Annotated in this window: 4 protein-coding genes and 2 pseudogenes; all 6 read left to right on the plus strand. The window is 66.7% G+C overall.

What is annotated here, in order from left to right:
• The first annotated feature begins 335 nt into the window (after positions 1-335).
• The 6 genes and pseudogenes from fadD26 (at position 336) to MPSD_RS20080 (ending at position 23,500) form a co-directional block, all read left to right on the plus strand.
• Positions 336-2,099: a long-chain-fatty-acid--AMP ligase FAAL26/FadD26 gene (gene fadD26 / locus MPSD_RS20060; RefSeq protein ID WP_086085321.1), complete on the plus strand. Its 1,764-nt coding sequence runs from the start codon at positions 336-338 to the stop codon at positions 2,097-2,099.
• Positions 2,096-5,202, plus strand: a pseudogene (locus tag MPSD_RS30895) (type I polyketide synthase); the annotation flags it as partial. The gene fadD26 and the pseudogene MPSD_RS30895, both read left to right, overlap by 4 nt.
• The gene (locus MPSD_RS30900) at positions 5,088-6,902 is read left to right on the plus strand and encodes a beta-ketoacyl reductase (RefSeq protein WP_020786542.1); all 1,815 of its coding nucleotides are present in this window, start codon (positions 5,088-5,090) and stop codon (positions 6,900-6,902) included. The pseudogene MPSD_RS30895 and the gene MPSD_RS30900, both read left to right, overlap by 115 nt.
• Positions 6,902-11,475: pseudogene (locus MPSD_RS28600) on the plus strand (type I polyketide synthase). Before MPSD_RS30900 ends, MPSD_RS28600 begins: the two are co-directional and overlap by 1 nt.
• On the plus strand, positions 11,472-18,080 hold the full coding sequence (locus tag MPSD_RS20075) for a type I polyketide synthase (RefSeq protein WP_165601445.1): 6,609 nt from the start codon (positions 11,472-11,474) through the stop codon (positions 18,078-18,080). Before MPSD_RS28600 ends, MPSD_RS20075 begins: the two are co-directional and overlap by 4 nt.
• Complete coding sequence (locus MPSD_RS20080; protein ID WP_086084766.1) at positions 18,080-23,500, plus strand: type I polyketide synthase; 5,421 nt, start codon at positions 18,080-18,082, stop codon at positions 23,498-23,500. Before MPSD_RS20075 ends, MPSD_RS20080 begins: the two co-directional genes overlap by 1 nt.
• Positions 23,501-23,542: the final 42 nt, after the last annotated feature.

Below are 23,542 nucleotides of genomic sequence, written 5' to 3' on the forward strand. Positions count from 1 at the left end.
TGCTGATCAAAGCGCTGGGATACTAGATAGTGCGATCTGCGGGCGTCGCAAGCAGCGACCAGATTTTCCGAATACCGCCCGCACCTGTCTCCGAAGGCGCATACCCTACAGCTAGGGATTCGTTATTCGGGGAACTGGGTTTAGTCTAGGGCCGACTGCTGGTGCCACGCAGGCGTGCTTTGCCAGGTGCAAAACTGCGGCAGCAACAGAGCGGCCTGGTCAATGCGGACCAGCGCGGTTAGACAGCGCCGCGAAGTCTCGCTGTGCGATCGCAAGCGGGTTCACAGCTTCCGCAACACATAATTGAGCAGACAGCCGAATGGGAGTGTAGTGCGATGCCGGTGACCGACCGTTCCATCCCTTCTTTGCTGAAGAAGCAGGCCGACCAGCGGCCCAACGAGACTGCCTTTACTTTTCTGGACTACGACTTAGACCCCAACGGCTTTGCCAAGACGTTGACTTGGTCGCAGGTTCATGCGCGTGCCTGCGTCGTTGCTGACGAACTCACAATGTATGGCGTTCCGGGTGACCGAGTAGCACGAGTAGCAATTTTGGCGCCGCAGGGGCTGGAATACATTGTCGCGTTCCTCGGGGCACTACAGGCCGGATTTATCGGGGTCCCACTTTCCACACCGCAGTACGGCGTTCATGACGAACGTGTATCCGCGGTACTGCGGGATTCCCAACCGGTCGCCATTCTCACGACCTCGGCCGTGGTAGGCGACGTAACAAAATACGCCAGCTCACAAGACGGACAGCCCGCTCCGTCGGTCATCGAGGTCGACCTGCTCGACCTGGACACCCCGCACCCGCAGCAAGCTCTCCCACAGCCCGCCTCCGGGTCCGCGTATCTGCAGTACACGTCCGGGTCGACCCGCACCCCGGCTGGCGTCATCGTCTCGCACGAGAATGTCATCGCGAACGTGACGCAGAGCCTGTACGGGTACTTCGGCGGTCCCGACAAGTTCCCCGCGGACACCACCGTGGTCTCATGGCTGCCACTGTTTCACGACATGGGACTCATCCTCGGAATTTGCGCCCCGTTGGTGACCGGTTGCACCGCCGTCTTGTTGAGCCCGATGTCGTTCCTGCGCCGGCCGGCCCGTTGGATGCAGTTGCTGGCCAGCCATCCCAAATGCTTTTCCGCGGCGCCGAACTTTGCCTTCGAATTGGCGGTGCGCAGGACGACCGACGAGGACTTGGCCGGACTCGACCTGGGTGATGTGCTCGGGATCGTCAGCGGCAGTGAGCGCATTCACGTGGCAACGATCAAGCGGTTCACCGAGCGTTTCACTCCCTTCAACCTCAGCCCCGCTGCGGTGCGGCCGTCCTACGGCCTCGCCGAGGCAACCCTCTACGTGGCCGCACCGGAACCCGGCACCACCCCCAGGACGGTCCGGTTCGACTACGAGTCCCTGACCGCCGGCCACGCCAGGCCGTGCCGGGCTGACGGATCGGTCGGCACCGAACTCATCAGCTACGGCTCGCCCGACCCGTCGGCCGTGCGAATCGTCAACCCCGAGACCATGATCGAGAACCCATCGGGGACGGTCGGTGAGATCTGGGCGCATGGCGAGCACGTGGCCATGGGGTACTGGCAGAAGCCCGAGCAGAGCGACCGCACGTTCAACGCACGGATCGTCAATCCCGCGCCCGGAACACCTGAGGGGCCGTGGCTGCGCACCGGAGACTTGGGCGTCATGTCCAATGGCGAACTGTTCATCATGGGCCGGATCAAGGACCTCGTGATCGTGGACGGCCGCAACCACTACCCCGACGACATCGAAGCGACGATCCAGGAAATCACCGGCGGGCGCGTGGCGGCCATTGCCGTGCCGGACAACATCACCGAGCAACTGGTGGCGATCATCGAGCTGAAGCGACGGGGGGCTTCCGCGGAGGAAGCCATGGTCAAGCTCCGCTCGGTGAAGCGCGAGATCACTTCGGCGATCTCGAAGTCACACAGTCTGCGGGTGGCCGACGTCGTGCTGGTACCGCCCGGCTCGATCCCGATCACCACCAGCGGAAAGATCCGGCGTGCGGCCTGCGTCGAACGCTATCGCAGCGACGGATTCAATCGGCTGGACGTGACGGTATGACACCGAGCATCGGTGGAGAAGCCGACCTCCGCCACTGGCTCGTCGATTACCTGGTCACCAACATCGGCTGCCCACCCGATGAGGTCGACCCCAACCTTTCGCTGGCTGACCTCGGCGTGAGTTCCCGTGACGCCGTTGTGCTGTCGGGCGAGTTGACCGAGTTGCTGGGCAGGACCGTCTCCCCGATCGACTTCTGGGAACATCCGACCATCAATGACCTAGCCGCATACCTGACCGCGCCCGAGCCCAGCACGGGGGCCGAAGCCGCAGTGAGCCGCACCGTGCGCGGCTCACTCGAGGAGCCCATCGCCGTTGTCGGCATGGGGTGCCGGTTTCCGGGCGGGATATCCGGACCGGAAGCGTTGTGGCAGTTCCTCTGTGACCGCAAGTCCTCGATCGGTCGGGTTCCCGACGAACGGTGGGCGCAATTCGACGACGGATCGCCCGCGGTAAAAGCGCTGCTGGCCCGCACCACCCGGTGGGGCTCGTACCTGACCGACATCGATGCCTTCGACGCGGATTTCTTCGAGATCTCCGCCAGCGAGGCCGACAAGATGGACCCGCAGCAACGCCTGCTGCTGGAGGTGGCGTGGGAAGCGTTGGAGCACGCGGGAATTCCGCCGAGCTCGCTGCGCCGTTCGCAAACCGGGGTGTTCGCCGGCTCATGTCTGAGTGAATACGGCGCCATCGCTTCCACCGACCTCACTCAAGTCGATGGCTGGAGCAACACCGGCGGCGCGATGAGCATCATCGCCAACCGCCTCTCCTACTTCCTTGACCTGCGTGGCCCTTCGGTGGCAGTTGACACCGCTTGCTCGTCGTCGTTGGTGGCGATTCATCTCGCCTGCCAGAGCCTTCGCATGCAGGACTCGAACCTGGCGATCGCCGCCGGGGTGAATTTGCTGTTGTCTCCGGCGGTGTTTCGCGGATTCGATCAGGTCGGCGCATTGTCGCCAACCGGCAACTGCCGCGCCTTCGACGCGGCCGCCGACGGTTTCGTCCGTGGTGAAGGTGCCGGGGTGGTGGTGCTCAAGCGGTTGACCGATGCGCAGCAAGACGGCGATCGAGTGCTCGCAGTGATCTGCGGTTCGGCGATCAACCAGGACGGTCGCTCCAACGGTCTGATGGCTCCCAACCCGGCCGCGCAGCAGGCCGTGCTCCGTGCGGCCTACACGAACGCGGGGATGCAGCCCAGCGAGGTCGACTACGTCGAAGCGCACGGGACCGGAACATTGCTGGGCGACCCGATCGAGGCGCGCGCCCTGGGCTCGGTGCTGGGCCGCGGTCGTCCCGAGGAATCTCCGCTGCTCATCGGCGCCGTCAAGACCAACCTCGGCCACACCGAGGCAGCGGCCGGAATCGCCGGTTTCATCAAGGCGGTGCTGGCGGTGCAGCATGGCCGGATTCCGCCCAACCAGCGTTTCGAGAGCCCCAACCCACACATTGCCTTCGCCGACCTGCGGATGAAGGTCGTTGACGAACTGACTGATTGGCCGGACACGGGTCATCCGCGGCGGGCCGGCGTGTCGTCATTCGGATTCGGCGGCACCAACGCCCACGTGGTGATCGAGCAGGGTCAAGAAGCGGCTTCCTCGCCCGAGGCGGGCTTGACCCCTGCGCTGTCGACGCTGGTGGTGGCGGGTAAGACGCCGGCGCGGGTGGCTGCGACGGCCGGGATGCTGGCCGATTGGATGGAGGGCCCGGGCGCCGAGGTGGCGCTGGCCGATGTGGCCCACACGCTCAACCATCACCGTTCCCGGCAGGCCAGGTTCGGCACCGTGGTCGCCCGGGAACGCGCCCAAGCGGTGGCCGGACTACGCGCGCTGGCCGCCAACCAACACGCCCCCGGCGTGGTCAATCCAGCCGACGCCCCGCCCGAGCCGGGCACCGTGTTCGTCTACTCCGGCCGCGGATCGCAGTGGGCCGGAATGGGCCGCCAACTGCTGGCCGACGAACCCGCCTTCGCCGCAGCCGTCGCCGAACTGGAACCGGTATTCCTGGCCGAAGCCGGTTTCTCCCTGCACGACGTCCTGGCCAACGGAACAGAACTAGTCGGCATCGAACAGATCCAGCTAGGTCTGATCGGCATGCAGCTCACCCTCACCGAGCTGTGGCGTTCCTACGGAATCCAGCCCGACCTGGTCATCGGCCACTCCATGGGCGAGGTCGCCGCCGCCGTGGTCGCCGGAGCACTGACCCCCGCCGAAGGATTGCGGGTGACCGCCGTGCGCTCGCGGCTGATGGCCCCACTGTCCGGACAAGGCGGTATGGCCCTCCTGGAGCTCGACGCGTCCCAGACCGAGGCGCTGATCGCCGACTACCCACAGGTCACGCTGGGCATCTACAACTCGCCACGCCAGACCGTGATCTCCGGGCCCACCGACCAGATCGACGAGTTGATCACCGTCGTACGCGCCCGCGACCGTTTCGCCACCCGAGTCAACATCGAAGTGGCCCCGCACAACCCCGCCATGGACGCGCTGCAACCCCAGATGCGTTCGGAACTAGCGGATCTGGCGCCGCGGACCCCAACAATCCCGATCATCTCCACCACCTACGCGGACCTGGGCGCCGCCCGCGAATCCGGCCCGACCTTCGACGCCGAGCACTGGGCCATCAACATGCGCAACCCAGTGCACTTCCAACAAGCCATCACCGCAGCGGCAACCGACAAGCACAACTTCATCGAAATCAGCGCACACCCGCTGTTGACCCAAGCGATCCTGGAAACCCTGCACACCGTGCAGCCCGGAAGTAAATACACCAGCCTGGGGACCCTGCAACGCGACAGCGACGACACCATCGTCTTTCGCACCAACCTCAACACCGTGCGCACCGCCCCACCCCAAACCCCCACCCCCCGAACCACACCCCCAAATCCCCACCACACCCTGGCACCACACCCACCACTGGATCGACACCCCAGCAGTCGCCAGCCGATCGGCATCAACCCCGGACAAGGACGCCGCTGGGTCCAGCGAGCCCTCGGTGTCGGGCGACTCCGACGATGCGGTTGACTCCTGCCACTACCGGGTGGGCTGGCCCACCAAGCCGTTGGCTGATGCCAAGGCAAGCACCGAGACCGCAAGCGGTACCCGGTGGCTGGTGTTCGCGGACGCAGAGCTCGGTGCCGAGCTGGGCCTGGCCGCCGGCGCACAAACACGCGTCGACGTCATCGACCCGTCCGCGCTGACCGAGGAGAGCGAGCTGCTCGCGGCGCTTGCCGGCGTCGAGCATGTGGTCTACGCCCCACCCGCAGGAAAGTCCCTCGACGTCAACGCGGCCTACCAGCTCTTCCACCAGGTGCGCCGCCTGGTCACGGTGATGACCAAGGCGTCTTTGACGGCCAAACTGTTGCTCGTTACCCGCAACGCGCAGCCGATCGCCGAGGGCGATCGCGCCAACCCCGCGCACGGAGTGCTGTGGGGCCTGGGCCGCACCATCGCCCTGGAGCACCCCGAAATTTGGCGCGGCATTATCGATTTGGACGAATCGATGCCGGCCGAGCTGGCGGCGCCGAAGATACTGGGCGAAGTCACCGGCACCGATGGCGAAGACCAGGTCGTTTACCGGTGTGGCGGTCGCCACGTGCCCCGCTTGCAGCGCCGCACGGCGCCTGCCGTGGCGCCGGTGACGCTGGACCCCAACAGCAGTCAACTCGTCATCGGCGCGACTGGTAACATCGGCCCGTACTTGATCCGCCAGCTCGCGCAGATGGGCGCCAAGACCGTTGTCGCGGTGTCGCGCAATCCCGGACAGCGACTCCAAGAACTGGCTGAAAGTCTTGCCGCAGAAGGGACCAACCTCGTCATCGAAGCTGCTGATGCCACCGACGAAGCAGCGATGACAGCGCTGTTCGACCGGTTCGGTGCCGACTTGCCACCGCTGGAAGGCATCTATCTGGCGGCCTTTGCCGGCGGACCGGTCCTGCTCAACGAAATGACCGATGCCGACGTGCGCGCCATGTTTGCACCCAAACTCGACGCCGCGGCCCTGCTGCACCGGTTGTCGCTGAAGGTCCCGGCGCGCCACTTCGTCTTGTTCTCCTCCATCTCCGGCTTGATCGGCTCACGCTGGCTCGCCCACTACACCGCCACCAGCGGCTACCTCGACGCACTGGCCTACGCACGCCACGCCCTGGGGTTGCCGGCCACCACGGTCAACTGGGGCCTGTGGAAGTCCCTCGCGGACGCCGAGCACGACGCCAGCCAGGTCAGCGTGGGATCCGGACTACTGCCGATGCAGGACGAGGTCGCCATCGGCACACTGCCGCTGCTGATGAACCCAGCCGCCGGAGTGCATTCCGTTGTGGTCGAAGCGGATTGGCCGCTGCTGGCCGCCGCCTACCGAACCCGCGGGTCCCTGCACATCGTTGACGATCTGCTGCGCGATTTTGCGGAGGCTTCGACGATTCCGGCGCGAGATTGGTCGCACCTGTCGGCGCAGGAAGTGCGCACCGAGTTTGAAGCGGGGCTACGCAGGATAGTCGCCCGCGAGCTGCGGGTTTCGGAGTCAGATCTGGAAACCGACCGGCCGCTTGCCGAACTGGGGCTCAATTCCCTGATGGCGATGGCGATTCGGCGCGAGGCCGAGATGTTCGTGGGTATCGAGTTGTCGGCAACCATGCTGTTCAATCACCCGACTGTCGCATCACTTGCCAGCTATCTCGCTAACCGTGTTGCGCCACAAGATAATTCAAGTAACGACCAGATGGCCGAATTGTCCGCTTCAGCGGGAAGCACATTGGACAGCCTGTTCGACCGCATCGAGTCGTCTTCACTGCTCCCGGAGGGCCCTGGGTAATGCGATCTGTGTACAGCCGCATCTCGAGTATGACGGCTCAGCAGCGTGCTGCCCTGTCCGAGGAGTTCTCCCGGGCCTCACGCACCACCACGGCAGAGCCCGTGGCGGTCGTGGGTATCGGCTGCCGTTTTCCGGGGAACGTGACGGGCCCCGACAGCTTCTGGGACCTGTTGGTCGAAGGCGGCAACGCCATCTCGGGGATTCCCGCGGAGCGCTGGGACGCGGACGACTATTACCACCCCGACCCGTTGACGCCCGGGCACATGACCACCAAGTGGGGCGCCTTCGTAGCAGACATCGCCGGATTCGACGCCGAATTCTTCGGCATCACCCCGCGCGAAGCGGCGTCGATGGACCCGCAACAGCGGATGCTGCTCGAGGTCACCTGGGAAGCCCTCGAACATGCGGGCATTCCAACGGAATCCCTCGCCGGCACGCGAACCGCGGTCATGATGGGCGTCTACTTCAACGAGTACCAATCCATGTTGGCGTCCAGCCGCGAAAACGTGGACGCCTACACCGGAACCGGCAACTCGCACAGCATTACCGCCGGGCGGATCTCCTACCTGCTGGGGCTGCGTGGCCCGGCCGCGGCAATCGACACGGCCTGCTCGTCGTCCTTGTCGGCGATCCACCTGGCGTGCCAGAGCCTGCGCCTGCGCGAAACCGATCTGGCACTGGCGGGCGGGGTCAGCGCGACCCTGCGCCCGGAGACCCAGATCGCCATCTCAGCGTGGGGCCTGCTCTCACCGGAAGGCCGGTGCGCCACCTTCGATGCGGCCGCCGACGGGTTCGTACGTGGTGAAGGCGCCGGGGTTGTGGTGCTCAAGCGTCTTACCGACGCGCTACGTGACCAGAATCAGATACTGGCGGTGGTGCGCGGTTCCGCGGTCAACCAGGACGGGCGCTCCAACGGCATCACGGCACCGAACACGGCCGCCCAGTGCGATGTGATCGCCGACGCGTTGCGCTCGGCCGATGTCGCGCCGGAGAGTGTGCACTACGTGGAGACCCACGGCACCGGAACCCAACTCGGGGACCCGATCGAGTTCGAGGCGCTGGCGGCCACCTATGGCCTCATCAAAGGCCAGGATGGCGACTCGTGCGCACTGGGAGCCGTCAAGACCAACATCGGTCACCTCGAGGCCGCATCCGGCGTGGCCGGGTTCATCAAGGCGGTACTGGCCGTACAACACGGCCAAATCCCCCCGAACCTGCACTTCTCACAATGGAATCCGGCCATCGACGCGGCATCGACGCGGCTTTTCGTTCCGCTCGACAACATTGCTTGGCCGTCAGATTCGGGTCCACGACGGGCGGCGGTTTCCTCCTTCGGCCTGGGCGGGACGAATGCGCATGCAATCGTCGAGCAGGGTCCGGAACTGTCGCCAGCCGGCCGGCGCGGCACCGACGATGAGGTCACGACGCTGGTGGTGGCGGGTAAGACGCCGGCGCGGGTGGCTGCGACGGCCGGGATGCTGGCCGATTGGATGGAGGGCCCGGGCGCCGAGGTGGCGCTGGCCGATGTGGCCCACACGCTCAACCATCACCGTTCCCGGCAGGCCAGGTTCGGCACCGTGGTCGCCCGGGAACGCGCCCAAGCGGTGGCCGGACTACGCGCGCTGGCCGCCAACCAACACGCCCCCGGCGTGGTCAATCCAGCCGACGCCCCGCCCGAGCCGGGCACCGTGTTCGTCTACTCCGGCCGCGGATCGCAGTGGGCCGGAATGGGCCGCCAACTGCTGGCCGACGAACCCGCCTTCGCCGCAGCCGTCGCCGAACTGGAACCGGTATTCCTGGCCGAAGCCGGTTTCTCCCTGCACGACGTCCTGGCCAACGGAACAGAACTAGTCGGCATCGAACAGATCCAGCTAGGTCTGATCGGCATGCAGCTCACCCTCACCGAGCTGTGGCGTTCCTACGGAATCCAGCCCGACCTGGTCATCGGCCACTCCATGGGCGAGGTCGCCGCCGCCGTGGTCGCCGGAGCACTGACCCCCGCCGAAGGATTGCGGGTGACCGCCGTGCGCTCGCGGCTGATGGCCCCACTGTCCGGACAAGGCGGTATGGCCCTCCTGGAGCTCGACGCGTCCCAGACCGAGGCGCTGATCGCCGACTACCCACAGGTCACGCTGGGCATCTACAACTCGCCACGCCAGACCGTGATCTCCGGGCCCACCGACCAGATCGACGAGTTGATCACCGTCGTACGCGCCCGCGACCGTTTCGCCACCCGAGTCAACATCGAAGTGGCCCCGCACAACCCCGCCATGGACGCGCTGCAACCCCAGATGCGTTCGGAACTAGCGGATCTGGCGCCGCGGACCCCAACAATCCCGATCATCTCCACCACCTACGCGGACCTGGGCGCCGCCCGCGAATCCGGCCCGACCTTCGACGCCGAGCACTGGGCCATCAACATGCGCAACCCAGTGCACTTCCAACAAGCCATCACCGCAGCGGCAACCGACAAGCACAACTTCATCGAAATCAGCGCACACCCGCTGTTGACCCAAGCGATCCTGGAAACCCTGCACACCGTGCAGCCCGGAAGTAAATACACCAGCCTGGGGACCCTGCAACGCGACAGCGACGACACCATCGTCTTTCGCACCAACCTCAACACCGTGCGCACCGCCCCACCCCAAACCCCCCACCCCCCGAACCACACCCCCAAATCCCCACCACACCCTGGCACCACACCCACCACTGGATCGACAACGCGGCCTCGAGTTCACCCGCGCTGTCGCGGTCGGAGTCTCGAGACGGTACCGGGGCCGCGTTGGATACCCGCTGGTCACCGGAGAGCGGCAGCCTCCTCGACGAGTGGTCCCACAAGGTTGTGTGGGCGGCGCAGTCCTTGCCGGACACGCCGAGTGCGCAGACCGCGGTCCACGGCCGGTGGCTGGTGCTGGGCAATGCCGACCTGGCCGCCGAACTGGGCCGTGGCGCGGACGTGCTGGACAGCGATAGCGAGCCGGCCGCGTTGGCCCGGGCGCTCAGCGATGTCGACTACGTGCTCTACGCGCCGCCGGTCCCCGCCGACCTGCTCGATGTCGCAGAGGCCTACCAGCTGTTCCACCAGGCGCGCCGCCTCGCCACTGCGATGATCGCCAACGGCTCACCGGCCAAGTTGCTCATCGCCACCCGCAACGCCCAGCCGATCGCCGAAGGCGATCCCGCGAACCCCAGCCATGGCGTGCTGTGGGGCCTGGGCCGCACCATCACCCTCGAGCACCCCGAAATCTGGGGCGCAATAATCGATTTCGACAACTCGGTGCCGGCCCAGGTGGTCGCGCGCCAGGTGCTGGACGAAGCCGACGCCACCGACTCGGAGGACCAGGTGGTCTACCGGTCCGGGGTGCGCCACGTTCCCCGGTTGCGCAGACACTCCCTCGCCGCGCAACCGGTCGCGCTGGATGCCGGCGCTAGCCAATTGGTGATCGGCGCCACCGGTAACATCGGGCCGCACCTCATCAACCAGCTCGCCGAGATGGGCGCCAAGACCATCGTCGCCGTATCGCGCAATCCCGGTCAGCGGCTGCAGAAGTTGGCTGAAAGCCTTGCCGCAGAAGGGGTTAACCTCGTCATCGCGGCCGCTGATGCCACCGACGAAGCCGCGATGACCGCGTTGTTCGACCGGTTCGGTGCCGACTTGCCACCGCTGGAAGGCATCTATCTGGCCGCCTTCGCGGGCCAGCCCGTGCTGCTCACCGAGATGACAAACGACGACGTGACGGCCATGTTTGCGCCCAAACTCGACGCCGCGGCCCTGCTGCACCGGTTGTCGCTGAAGGTCCCGGTGCGTCACTTCGTCTTGTTCTCCTCCATCTCCGGCCTGATCGGCTCACGCTGGCTAGCCCACTACACCGCCACCAGCGGCTACCTCGACGCACTGGCCTACGCGCGCCGGGTGATGGGGTTGCCGGCCGCCACGGTCAACTGGGGCCTGTGGAAGTCCCTCGCCGACGCCGAGCACGATGCCAGCCAGGTCAGCCTCGGCTCCGGGTTGGTGCCCATGCAGGACGACGTCGCCATCGGCGCATTGCCGCTGGTGATGAGCCAAGCCGCCGGAGTGCATTCGGTAGTCGTGGCGGCGGATTGGCCGCTGCTGGCCGCCGCCTACCGAACCCGCGGGTCGCTGCGCATCGTCGATGATGTGCTGCCGGTCTCGGACGAGACGACGGTGCTGGAAAGCGAATTCCGTGTCGCCCTGCGCAACTGTGCACCGGAGCGTCGCCACGACATGCTGCACGACCAGGTGGCAATGCTTGCCGCCAACGTGATGGGTTTACATGCGGGCGAATCGCTGGATCCCTCCACGGGCTTCTTCCAGCTCGGGATGGACTCATTGATGAGCGTGACGCTGCAGCGGGCGCTGTCGGACAGCCTCGGCGAGTTCCTGCCACCGTCGGTGGTTTTCGACTACCCGACCGTTTACAGCCTTACCGACTATCTGGCGACTATCCTGCCCGAGCTGGAGACCGACGATGAGTCGACAGCCGATGTTTACGACGAACTGACCGAAGCCGAACTATTGGAACAGCTTTCGCAGAGGCTGCGAGGAACCTGATGACCGCGACACCGGACCGCAGAGCGGTCATAACCGATGCGCTGCGCAAGATCGATGACCTCAGCGCACGCCTGGAAATCGCCGAAAAGGCGGGCACCGAGCCAATCGCAGTGGTTGGCATGGGGTGCCGATTCCCTGGTGGAGTCGACAACCCGGTACAGTTTTGGGACTTGCTGCACGAAGGCCGCAGCGGCATCGTCCGGGTTCCCTCCCAGCGGTGGGACGCCGACGCCCTCTACACCGACGACCACACCCTTGCGGGAACGATCTGTAATCGCGAAGGCGGCTTCCTCTCGACATGGGAGCCGAGCGAATTCGATGCGGAGTTCTTCTCCATCCCGCCGCGCGAGGCGGCGGCGATGGACCCGCAACAACGGTTGTTCCTCGAAGTTGCCTGGGAAGCCCTGGAAAACGCGGGAATCCCGCCGCAGACCATTCGCGGCACCCAGACCGGGGTTTTCGTCGGCGTAACGGCCTATGACTACATGCTGATGATGTCGGGCGCCGTGCGAGCCGAAGAACTGGACGCCTACCTGCTCACCGGGAACTCGGCGAACTTCGCTGCCGGACGAACCGCCTATCTGCTCGGGGCCCGAGGTCCCGCCATGGTCCTGGACACGGCGTGCTCGTCGTCGTTGGTGGCCATCCACCTGGCCTGCCAAAGCCTGCGCTGGCGCGAAACCGACATGGCCTTGGTCGGCGGGACCAACCTGTTGCTCAGCCCCGGAACCAGCATCGCCTGCTCCCGGTGGGGCATGCTGTCGCCGGAGGGTCAATGCAAGACCTTCGACGCGGACGCCGACGGGTACGTACGCAGCGAAGGCGCTGGCGTGGTGGTGCTCAAGCGGTTGTCCGACGCGCAGCGCGACGGCAATCGGATCCTCGCCGTGGTGCGCGGTTCGGCGGTCAACCAGGACGGCGCCAGCAGTGGCGTGACGGTTCCCAACGGCCCGGCCCAGCAAGCGCTGCTGGCGCAGGCGCTCGATTCGGCCAAGTTGACGCCGGCCGACATCGACTACATCGAGGCGCACGGAACCGGCACTCCCCTCGGCGACCCGATCGAACTCGACTCGCTGAGTAAGGTTTTCGCCGATCGGGAGGGCCGCGAGCCGCTGGTGCTCGGCGCGGTCAAGACCAACCTCGGCCACCTGGAGGCCGCGGCCGGGATCGCCGGATTCATGAAGTCGGTGCTGGCCGTCGGACACGGCCGTATTCCACGCAACTTGAACTTCCGCCAGCTCACTCCCCACGCCAGTGAAGGCGTGTCGCGGCTGACCATTGCCACCGAGGAAATGGAATGGCCGGACACCGATCAACCGCGCCGGGCCGGCGTGTCGTCGTTCGGTGTCAGCGGGACCAATGCGCACGTGGTGATCGAGCAGGCCCCGGATCCGGCGCCGGTGCCGCGAGACGCTGCTCCGGCGGTGTCGACGCTGGTGGTGTCGGGTAAGACGGCGCAGCGGGTGGCCGCAACGGCCGCTGCGCTGGCCGATTGGATGGAAGGCCCCGGTAGCGAGGTGCCACTGAGCGATGTGGCCCACACGCTCAACCATCACCGCGCCCGCCAACCCAAATTTGCCACGGTGGCCGCCGTCGACCGCGAGCAAGCCATCACGGGGTTGCGTGCGCTGGCCGCCGGCGAGCCGGCCACCGGCGTAGTCGGCTGCCCCGAGAAGCCGCTCGGGCCCGGCACCGTGTTCGTGTACTCGGGTCGCGGGTCGCAGTGGGCCGGAATGGGCCGCCAACTTCTCGCCGACGAACCCGCATTCGCCGCGGCGATCGCCGAACTGGAACCGGTGTTCCTGGCCGAGGCCGGGTTTTCGCTCCACGACGTGATCGCCGACGGAAAAGAACTGGAAGGCATCGAACAGATCCAGCTGGGTCTGATCGGGATGCAGTTGGCGCTCACCGCGCTGTGGCGCCACTACGGAGTTACACCCGATCTGGTGATCGGCCATTCCATGGGTGAAGTGGCCGCCGCGGTGGTGGCCGGTGCCTTGACGCCGGCCGAGGGCCTGCGGGTGACCGCGACCCGGTCCCGGCTGATGGCACCGCTGTCGGGCCAGGGCACCATGGCGATGCTCGAACTGGACGCCACGGCTACCGAGGCACTGATCGCTGGCTACCCCGAGGTCACGTTGGCCATCTACGCCTCGCCACGCCAAACCGTCATCGCGGGCCCGCCCCAGATGATCGACGAACTCATCGAGCAGGTACGCGCGCAGAACCGCTTCGCCGGCCGGGTCAATATCGAAGTGGCCCCACACAACCCGGCGATGGATGCCCTGCAGCCCCTGATGCGGTCCGAGTTGGCCGACCTCACCCCACGGCCGCCCTCCATTCCGATCATCTCAACCACCTATGAGGATCTGGAAAGTCGCCCGGCCTTCGACGCCGAGCACTGGGCCACCAACATGCGCAACCCGGTGCGCTTCCAGCAGGCCATCACCCATGCCTTCAACGGTGCCGACACCGCCCACCACACCTTCATCGAGATCAGCGCACACCCGCTGTTGACACACGCCATCAGCGAGACGCTGGCCGCAAGCCAGGACAGCGCCCAAGGCGAAACCGATTCCGGTGCGAGTTATCTGAGCATCGGCACCCTGCAGCGCGATGCGCATGACACCCTGACGTTCCACACCAACTTCAACGCGACCCACACCACCCGCGGCCCCCAGACGCCGCACCCTGCCGAACCGCACCCGGTGCTACCCACCACCCCCTGGCAACACGGCCAGCACTGGATTTCCAGCACGACCGCGTCTCGCTATGCGACCGGATCCCACCCACTGCTCGGCATCGGTGTCACCGATCCCACCAATGGCACCCGGGTATGGGAATCCCAGCTAGGCCCGGATCTGCTGTGGCTCGGAGATCACGTCATCGACGACCTTTGCGTGCTGCCGGGGTCGGCCTACGCCGAGGTCGCGCTGGCAGCAGCGATGGACACCTTCAAAGACGCTGAAGGCGACCAGGGTTCGGCAGACCCAGCCGGCCCGGACGGTTCGGTAGCCTCAAACGCGCATCAGCCCTGGGTGATTCGTGAACTGAGCCTCCATCAACTGCTCCACGTCACCGACGGCACCAAACTTGTCACCACCCTCACCGGGGACGAGCACACCTGCCGGATCGAGATCAGCACCCAAAGCGGCGCCTCGGGGTGGGTCAAGCACGCCTCCGCGACACTCGCGCGCCACGACGCCTCCGATAGCGACGCACCGCGACCGGCGGTCGAGGAAGCGGGCGCCCCAACCGACGAACTCGACCCGGAGCAGCTCTATCAGCGGCTCCGCGGCGCCGGGCAACAGCACGGACCCGCGTTTCGCGGAATCGTCGGCCTCGCCGTCACCGAGTCGGGTGCCGCCCGTGCGGACGTCCGGCTCCCCTCTTCGGCCAGGATCGGTTACCGCGGCTTCGCGCTACACCCGGTGATGATGGATATCGCGGTGCAGACCCTCGGGGCCACCCGGATGGCCCTCGAACTCGCCGAACAGCAGGATTCTGGCCACACCCTGGTGCTGCCAATACGTTTCGCGGGTATCCACGTGTACGGCGACATCGCCGAGGGAGTCCGCGCGATCGGCTCGCTCGCCGCCACCGATCGCCCGGACCGCCTCGTGGGCCGAGTGACCCTGGTTGATCCCGATGGCCAGCCGCTGCTGGTCATCGACGAGGTAGAGATGGCGGTGCTGGGGTCCAGCGCCAGCCCGACCGAACTCACCAGCCGCCTGTTCACTCTGGAATGGGAGCCAAAACCCCTCGACCAAACCGCCGCCACACCCGGTGCCGTGTTGTTGATCGGTGACCTCGGCGCCGACGACCGGCTGTTGCCGGCCCTGCAGACGTCGCTGACCGGCAGCGCCGCCGAGCTGGACGTGGTGTCACCGGCCGACGCAGCCAAGCTGCGCGCGGCCATCACCCGAACCGATGCCCGGTGGCAGGACATCGTCGTGGTCTGTCCGCCACGAGCCGTCGATGAGGCCCTGCCGCAGGACGCTCAACTGGACCTGACCCAGCAGCGCACGCTGATGATCGCCGACGTGGCACAGACCGTGACGCGGATGGGGGCCCGGAACAGCCCACGACTGTGGATCGTCACCCGGGGCGCACAACAGCTGAGTCCGGCCGACGAGGTCACCCTGGCACAGACACAGCTTAGAGGAATCGCGCGCGTGCTCACCTTCGAGCACCCGGAACTCAAGACCACCCTCGTCGACATCGAGGGCGACGGCGAGGGCTCACTTGCCGCCCTGACCCAAGAGTTGCTGGCCGGCGCGGACGACGACGAAATCTCGCTTCGGGACGGACAACGCTTTGTCCACCGACTGGTGGCCGCACCGACGGTTGGCACCGGGGATCTCGAACTCGAATCTCGCCGCACCGTGGTAAATCTGGACGCCGGCGGGGCGGTACAGCTGCGGACCGATCAACCCGGACGGCTGGACTCGCTGACCGTGCATCAGGTGAAACGATGCCGGCCTCAAGGCGATCAGGTGGAGGTTCGTGTCGCCGCCGCCGGGCTCAACTTCAGCGATGTGCTCAAGGCGATGGGCGTCTACCCGGGACTCGACGGTGCGGCTCCGGTGATCGGCGGCGAGTGTGTCGGCTACGTGACTGCCATCGGCGACGACGTCGACTCACTCGAGATCGGGCAGCGCGTGATCGCCTTCGGCCCAGGCACATTCGGATCGCATCTGGGCACGATTGCCGATCTCGTCGTCCCGATCCCCGACACGTTGCCCGATAACGAGGCGGCCACCTTCGGCATCGCCTATCTCACCGCGTGGCACTCGTTGTGCGAGGTCGGGCGGCTGTCCCCCGGCGAACGCGTGCTGATCCACTCCGCCACCGGCGGGGTCGGAATGGCAGCGGTGTCGATCGCGAAGATGATCGGCGCGCGCATCTACACGACGGCCGGCTCGGATGCCAAACGCGAAATGCTGTCCAGCCTGGGCGTCGACTACGTCGGCGACTCGCGCACCGTCGACTTCGCCGACGAAATTCTGGAGCTCACAGACGGCTACGGTGTCGACATCGTTCTCAACTCGCTGGCCGGCGAGGCGATTCAGCGCGGCGTGCAGATACTGGCCCCTGGCGGCCGGTTTATCGAACTGGGCAAGAAGGACGTCCACGCCAACGCCAACCTGGGATTGGCCGCGTTGGCGAAGAGCGCGTCGTTCTCGGTGGTGGACCTTGACCTGAATCTGAAGCTGCAGCCGGCCAAGTACCGCGAACTTCTGCAGGAAATTCTCGAGCATGTGGCCGATGGCACGCTGGAAGTGCTTCCGGTCACCGAATTCGGTCTGCGCGATGCGGCCGACGGATTTCGGCTCATGGCCTCCGGCAAGCACACCGGCAAGATCGTCATCTCGATCCCCGATGGCGGCACTGTCGAGGCGATCGCCTCGCCCCCACCGGAGCCGTTGGTCAGCCCGGAGGGCGGCTACCTCATCGTGGGCGGCATGGGCGGTTTGGGTTTCGTGGTCGCGCGGTGGCTGGCCGAGCAGGGCGCGGGTTTGATTGTGCTGAACGGACGTTCGGAGCCCAGCGACGACGTTCGGGCGGCCATCGCGGATCTGAGCTCCGGTGGCACCCGGATCGAGGTCGTCACCGGCGACATCGCCGAGCCCGGCACCGCCGAACGGCTGGTGCAGACGGTGCAGAACAGCGGCTTCCGGCTGGCCGGAGTCCTGCACAGCGCGATGGTGCTCGACGACGAGATTGTCTTGAACATGTCGGAATCGGCCGCGCGGCGGGTGTTCACTCCGAAAGTCGCCGGTAGCTGGCGGCTGCACGAGGCCACCGCCGACCTCGACCTCGATTGGTGGCTGACCTTCTCGTCGGTGGCTTCGCTGCTTGGGGCGCCCGGTCAGGGTTCCTACGCCGCCGCGAACTCGTTCGTCGACGGCCTGGTCGCCTATCGCCGTTCGCTCGGACTGCCCGCCGTGGGAATCAACTGGGGCCCGTGGGCCGAAGTCGGCCGCGCCCAGTTCTTCGCCGATCTCGGTGTCTCGATGATCACCGTCGAGCAGGGACTGGCGGCAATGCAGCTGGTGCTATCGGCAGACCGGGCACGCACCGGTGTGTTCATTCTCGACGCCCGGCAGTGGTTCCAATCCTTCCCGGCCGCAGCGGGTTCGTCGCTGTTCTCGAAGCTGCAGGAGTCGACCACGCCGGAGCGCCGTGCTGGCGGCGCGATCCGTGCGGAATTGGATGCCTTGGAGGGTGCGGCCGCCGCCGAGCGTCCCGCCCGGCTCGCGGCCGCGATCGCCGGCGAGATCCGGGCGGTGCTGCGCTCAACCGAGCCGATCGACGTCGACCGGCCGATGGAGTCCCTCGGTCTGGACTCGCTGATGGCCCTCGAGTTGCGCAACAGGCTCGAAGCGAGCCTGGGCACCACGTTGCCGGCGGCTTTGGTCTGGGCATACCCGACCATCACCGATCTTGCCGGCGCGTTGTGCGAACGCCTTGGCTATGCGCAGCTAGCCGATGTCGAGCAGACGCCCGACGCGGAGGCGGCATTGTCGGACGAAGAAATGGAATTGCTGTCCGACCTCGTGGCAGCAAGCGAGCTGGAAACGGCAACGGGGAGCAGCGAGTAATGACAAGTCTTGCCGAACGCGCGGCACAGATGTCACCGAAGGCGCGCGAGGTCCTCGCGCGTGAACTTGTGCGGGCGGGAACGGCGTTCCCGACAGATATCGCCGAGCCGGTGGCAGTGGTTGGGATCGGTTGCCGGTTGCCGGGGAATGTCTCGGGGCCGGACAGCTTTTGGCAGCTGCTGGTAGACGGCAGGGACGCCGTCGACGAGGTGCCGGCCGATCGATGGGACGCGGACGCGTTCTATGACCCCGATCCGCGGGCACCGGGGCGGATGACGACGAAATGGGGCGGATTCATCGACGACGTCGCCGGGTTCGACGCCGACTTCTTCGGCATCACCCCGCGCGAGGCCGTGGCAATGGACCCCCAGCAGCGGGTGCTGCTCGAAGTTGCCTGGGAAGCCCTCGAGCATGCCGGCCTGCCACCGGATCCGCTGAGCGGCACCCGAACCGCGGCGGTGATGGGGTTGTCGGCGTGGGACTACACGATCGTGAACCTCGAGCGTCGCGCCGAGATCGACGCGTACATCAGCACCGGCAATCCGCACAGTGCCGCGGTGGGGCGGATTTCCTATCTGTTGGGACTGCGCGGCCCAGCCGTGGCCGTGGACACCGCGTGTTCGTCGTCTCTGGTGGCGCTGCACTTGGCTTGCCAGAGCCTGCGATTGCGCGAAAGCGACGTGGCGCTCGCGGGTGGGGTTCAGCTCATGCTGTCACCGTTCACCAGCATCGCGCTGTCCAAGTGGTCCGCCCTGTCACCGACCGGCCGGTGTAAAACCTTCGACGCCTTGGCCGACGGGTTCGTCCGCAGTGAAGGCTGCGGGGTCGTGGTGCTCAAGCGGTTGGTCGACGCCGTCCGCGATGGCGACCGCGTGCTGGCAGTGGTCCGGGGCTCGGCGATCAACCAAGACGGTCGATCCAACGGCATGACCGCGCCGAACGCGGCAGCGCAGCGTGATGTGATCGGCACGGCGTTGAAGCTGGCCGATGCGACCGCCGACAGCGTCAACTATGTCGAGACCCACGGCACTGGAACGGTGTTGGGCGATCCCATTGAATTCGAGGCGCTCGCGGCCACCTATGGCCTTGGCAAAGACAAGGGTGCGGACTCGTGCGCCCTGGGGTCGGTGAAGACCAACCTCGGTCACCTCGAGGCGGCCGCCGGGATTACCAGTTTCATCAAGGCGACGTTGGCGGTGGCGCACGGATACATTCCGCCCAATCTGCACTTTTCCCGCTGGAATCCGGCCATCGACGCATCGTCAACCCGGCTGTTCGTGCCCACGCAGGGCGCGCAATGGCCCGCCGGCCTGCGCAGGGCGGCCGTTTCCTCGTTCGGCCTGAGCGGGACGAATGCGCACGTGGTGCTCGAGCAGCCCCCGGCGCCCGAGCCGGCGGATCAGCCCCGTTCCGGGTTGTCGGCGTTGGTCGTCTCGGGCAAGACGCCGCAGCGGGTGGCCGCGATGGCGTCCGCCTTGGCCGACTGGGTGGACGGACCGGGGGCCCAGACGCCGCTGGCCGATGTGGCACACACGCTCAACCATCATCGGGCCCGCCATGGCAAGTTCGGCGCCGTGGTTGCGCGTGATCGAGCCGGCGCGGTCGAGGGGCTGCGGGCACTGGCCGCCGGCCAGCCTGGCCCCGGAGTCCTGGGCTGCCAGGACGTCCAAAACCAGCCGGGCACCGTGTTCGTGTACTCCGGACAGGGCTCGCAGTGGGTTGGCATGGGCAGGCAGTTGTTGGCCGACGAGCCGTCATTCGCCGCAGCCATCGCCGAGCTGGAGCCCGATTTCGTTGCCCAGGCCGGTTTTTCGCTGCAGCAGACCCTTACCGAGGGCCGCGAGGTGGTCGGCATCGACCGCATCCAGCCGGTGCTGGTGGGTATCCAACTGGCGCTGACCACACTGTGGCGCTCCCACGGCGTGACACCCGACGCGGTGGTGGGCCACTCGATGGGCGAGGTGTCCGCCGCCGTGGTAGCCGGGGCTTTGACACCGGCGGACGGGTTCAAAGTCATCGCCACCCGCTCGCGACTGATGGCGCGGCTGGCCGGCCAGGGCGCGATGGCCCTGTTGGAACTCGACTCCGATGCCGCCGAGGCTCTGATAGCCGACTATCCGCAGGTGACGCTGGCCGTGCACGCCTCGCCACACCAGTCGGTGGTGGCCGGCCCGCCCGAGTCGGTGGACGCCGTGATCGCCGCGGCGGCCGGCCAGAATCGGCTAGCCCGACGGATCGAGGTCGATGTCGCCTCGCATCACCCCATCATCGATCCGATCCTGCCCGACTTGCGAAGCGCGCTAGCGGATTTGACTCCCCAGCCGCCCGCCATCCCGATGATCACGACCACCTGCGAGCAGCCTCAGCCGGTGCTCGACGCCGACTACTGGGCGGCCAACCTGCGCAATCCGGTGCGGTTCCACCAGGCCATCACCACCGCCGGCGCGCAACATCACACCTTTGTCGAGATCAGCCCCCACCCGCTGCTGACGCATGCCATCACCGACACGTTGGCCGCAGCCGAGAGCCGAACCCGACTGATAACCGCCACCTTGCAACGCGACGGAGACGACGCCATCACCTTCCACACGAACCTGGCGGCGGTCGGCAAAAAGCCCGCCGACGCTGTCACTGGTCAACTCGCCGACATCCCGGTGACGCCCTGGCAACACACCCAATTCTGGGTCGAGGATCGGTCCGGGATATCTGAATTGGTGGCCGCCCACCCGTTGCTCGGCGTGCACATCGAGGTTCCCTCTGGCCACGACCACGTCTGGCAGGCCGACGTCGGAACCAAGGCTTGCCCCTGGCTCGGCGACCACAAGGTGTTCGGTCAGGCCATCATGCCGGCGGCGGGTTTCGCCGAGATCGCGTTGGCGGCGGCCAGCGAGGCTTTCGATCTGCCGGTCGATGCCCTCTCGATCAACCAGCTCGAGATCGAACAGATGCTCGATCTGGACGAGCACACTCAGGTCACAACGCAGTTGACTCGACGGGCCGACGACAAGACGCGCATCGAGATCTATTCCCGCTCCGCCAGCGGCTGGCGCCGGCATGCCGTGGCCAAGGCCGAAACGTCCACGCCGAGCGCGGCCCCGGTGCTGGAAGAACGCACGTCACGTCAGGACGAGACCGACATCAAACCGGCCGACCTGTACGCCCTGCTGCGCCAAGCCGGCCAGAACCATGGTCCGGCGTTTGCCGCCCTGACTCGCATTCTCCGACGGCCAGACGGATCCGTGGAAACCGAGATCACCCTTTCTGACGAGGCGCCCAGGCACCAGGGCTATCGCATCCACCCAGCAATGCTGGATGCGGCTCTGCAAAGTCTGGCGGCCGCCGTCCCCAACGACGAGTTCGCCGGGTCGGCCGAAGCCAGTTATCTGCCGGTGTCGTTCGAGACGTTGCGGGTGTACAGCAACCCCGGCCGGCATGCTCGCTGCCGGGCCCAGCTGACAAACCTCAACGACGGCGGCGCCGGGAAGCTGGGCCGAATCACCCTGACCGACGACGCGGGAAATGTGACCGTCGAGATCAACGACATCTACCTGCGTCGCGTCGAGCGCCGCAGTGTGCCGCTGCCGTTGGCGCAGAAGATCTTCGACACCGAGTGGGTGGAGAAATCCATCGCCGGCGCAGACCAACCCGATGCTCCCGGCAGTTGGCTGGTGCTCACCGACGCCAAGTCCAACGCCGACGAGTTCGTCGCGCGGTGGAGTTCGCCGCAACGCCGGGTGATCACCGCAGACCTAGGCGATGAAGCCGCCATGCTCGCCGCGTTCGCCGAAACCGCGGGCGATCCCGAGCGGCTTCCCGTCGGTGTCGTCGTTTTCGTTGGGGGCGCGGGGAACAACTCCGGCGCTGCCGACGACGGCCGCATCAGCTATGACGGCCTGATCCAGTCCCGCGATACCGTCTGGCAGATCTCGACGGTCGTTCGCGCGATCGTCGGCACCTGGCATGGGCGGGCACCGCGGCTGTGGTTGGTCACTGAAGGCGGCCTCGTGGTTCACGACGAGCCGGGCCGCCCCGCGATCGGTGCGTTGCAGGGTCTGGTGCGGGTGCTCGCCTACGAGCACCCCGAACTGCGCGCCACCCTCGTGGACCTGGACACGGGTGCGGATTCGGTAACGAGGTTGGCCGGCGAACTCAGTTCGCCGCGTGACGACCCGAACTACGACGACGTTGTCGCTTGGCGAGATGGGCGCCGATACGTCACCCAGCTGTGCCGCGCGATCCTCGACCCCGAACCGCAGCGCGACCCGGTCATTCGCCCGGGAGCGTCCTATATCGTCACCGGCGGTCTCGGTGGTCTCGGCTTGGTTGTCGCCCGATGGCTGGTGGACAGCGGCGCGGGCCGCGTGGTTTTCAACGGCCGCAGCGAACCCTCCGATGAGCAGCGCAAAGTTCTGGCCGAGCTGGAAAGCCGGGCAGAGGTGGTCGTGGTCTGCGGCGATTCGGCCACCGAAGGCGTGGCGGAAAGTCTGGTTGCCGCGGCCGAGGACCAGCAGCGCCAGCTGCGCGGCATCGTGCACGGAGCGGCGGTCATCGACGACAGCCTGCTGTTCTCGATGACCAAGGACAGCCTCGAACGAGTGTGGGCCCCCAAGGCCGCCGGCGCGCTGCGACTGCACGACGCAACCGCGACTCGCGAACTCGACTGGTGGCTGGGATTTTCCTCTACCGCTTCGCTGTTGGGCTCCCCCGGCCAGACCGCGTACGCGTGCGCGAGCGCGTGGCTGGACGGTCTGGTTGCGTGGCGCCGGGCGGCCGGTTTGCCGGCCGCCACCATCAACTGGGGCCCGTGGTCAGAGGTGGGTGTGGCCCAAGCGCTGGTCGGCACCCCGCTGGACCCGATCACTCCGGCCGAAGGCGTGGTGGCACTGGACGCCTTGCTCGCCGCCGACCGCGGCCGCACCGGCGTTGCGCGGCTGCGTTCGGACCGAGCGCTGATCGCCTTCCCCGAGATCCGCAACCTCGGTTACTTCACCCTGGTGGTCCAAGAACTCGACGCGGCCGGCGACGGCGGCGACTGGGCTGGTCCCGAGGCGCTCAAGGAAATGGACCCGGCCGAGGCACGTCAAGTTGTGACCGAGCGGTTGCACACGCGCATCGCCGCGGTGATGGGCTACGCTGACCGGTCGGCTGTCGATGCCTCCATGCCGTTGACGGAGCTGGGCCTGGACTCTCTGATGGCGGTGCGTATCCGAAACACCGCACGAGCGGACTTCGGTGTGGAGCCGCCGGTGACACTGATTTTGCAAGGCGCGTCGTTGCATGGCCTGACGGTCGACGTGATCCGCCAGCTCGACTTGGCCGGCGATGAGCAGACCCACGAACATGTCGACGTTGTTCGCGACCGGGCGCAGCAGCGCGCGGCAGCGCGACACGGAGCCGCGATGCGGCGGAAGCGAGGATAGAACCTGTGAGCACCATCCCCGACAACGCGATCGCGGTCGTCG

The sequence above is a fragment of the Mycobacterium pseudoshottsii JCM 15466 genome, from assembly GCF_003584745.1.
GTDB classification, from domain to species: domain Bacteria; phylum Actinomycetota; class Actinomycetes; order Mycobacteriales; family Mycobacteriaceae; genus Mycobacterium; species Mycobacterium marinum.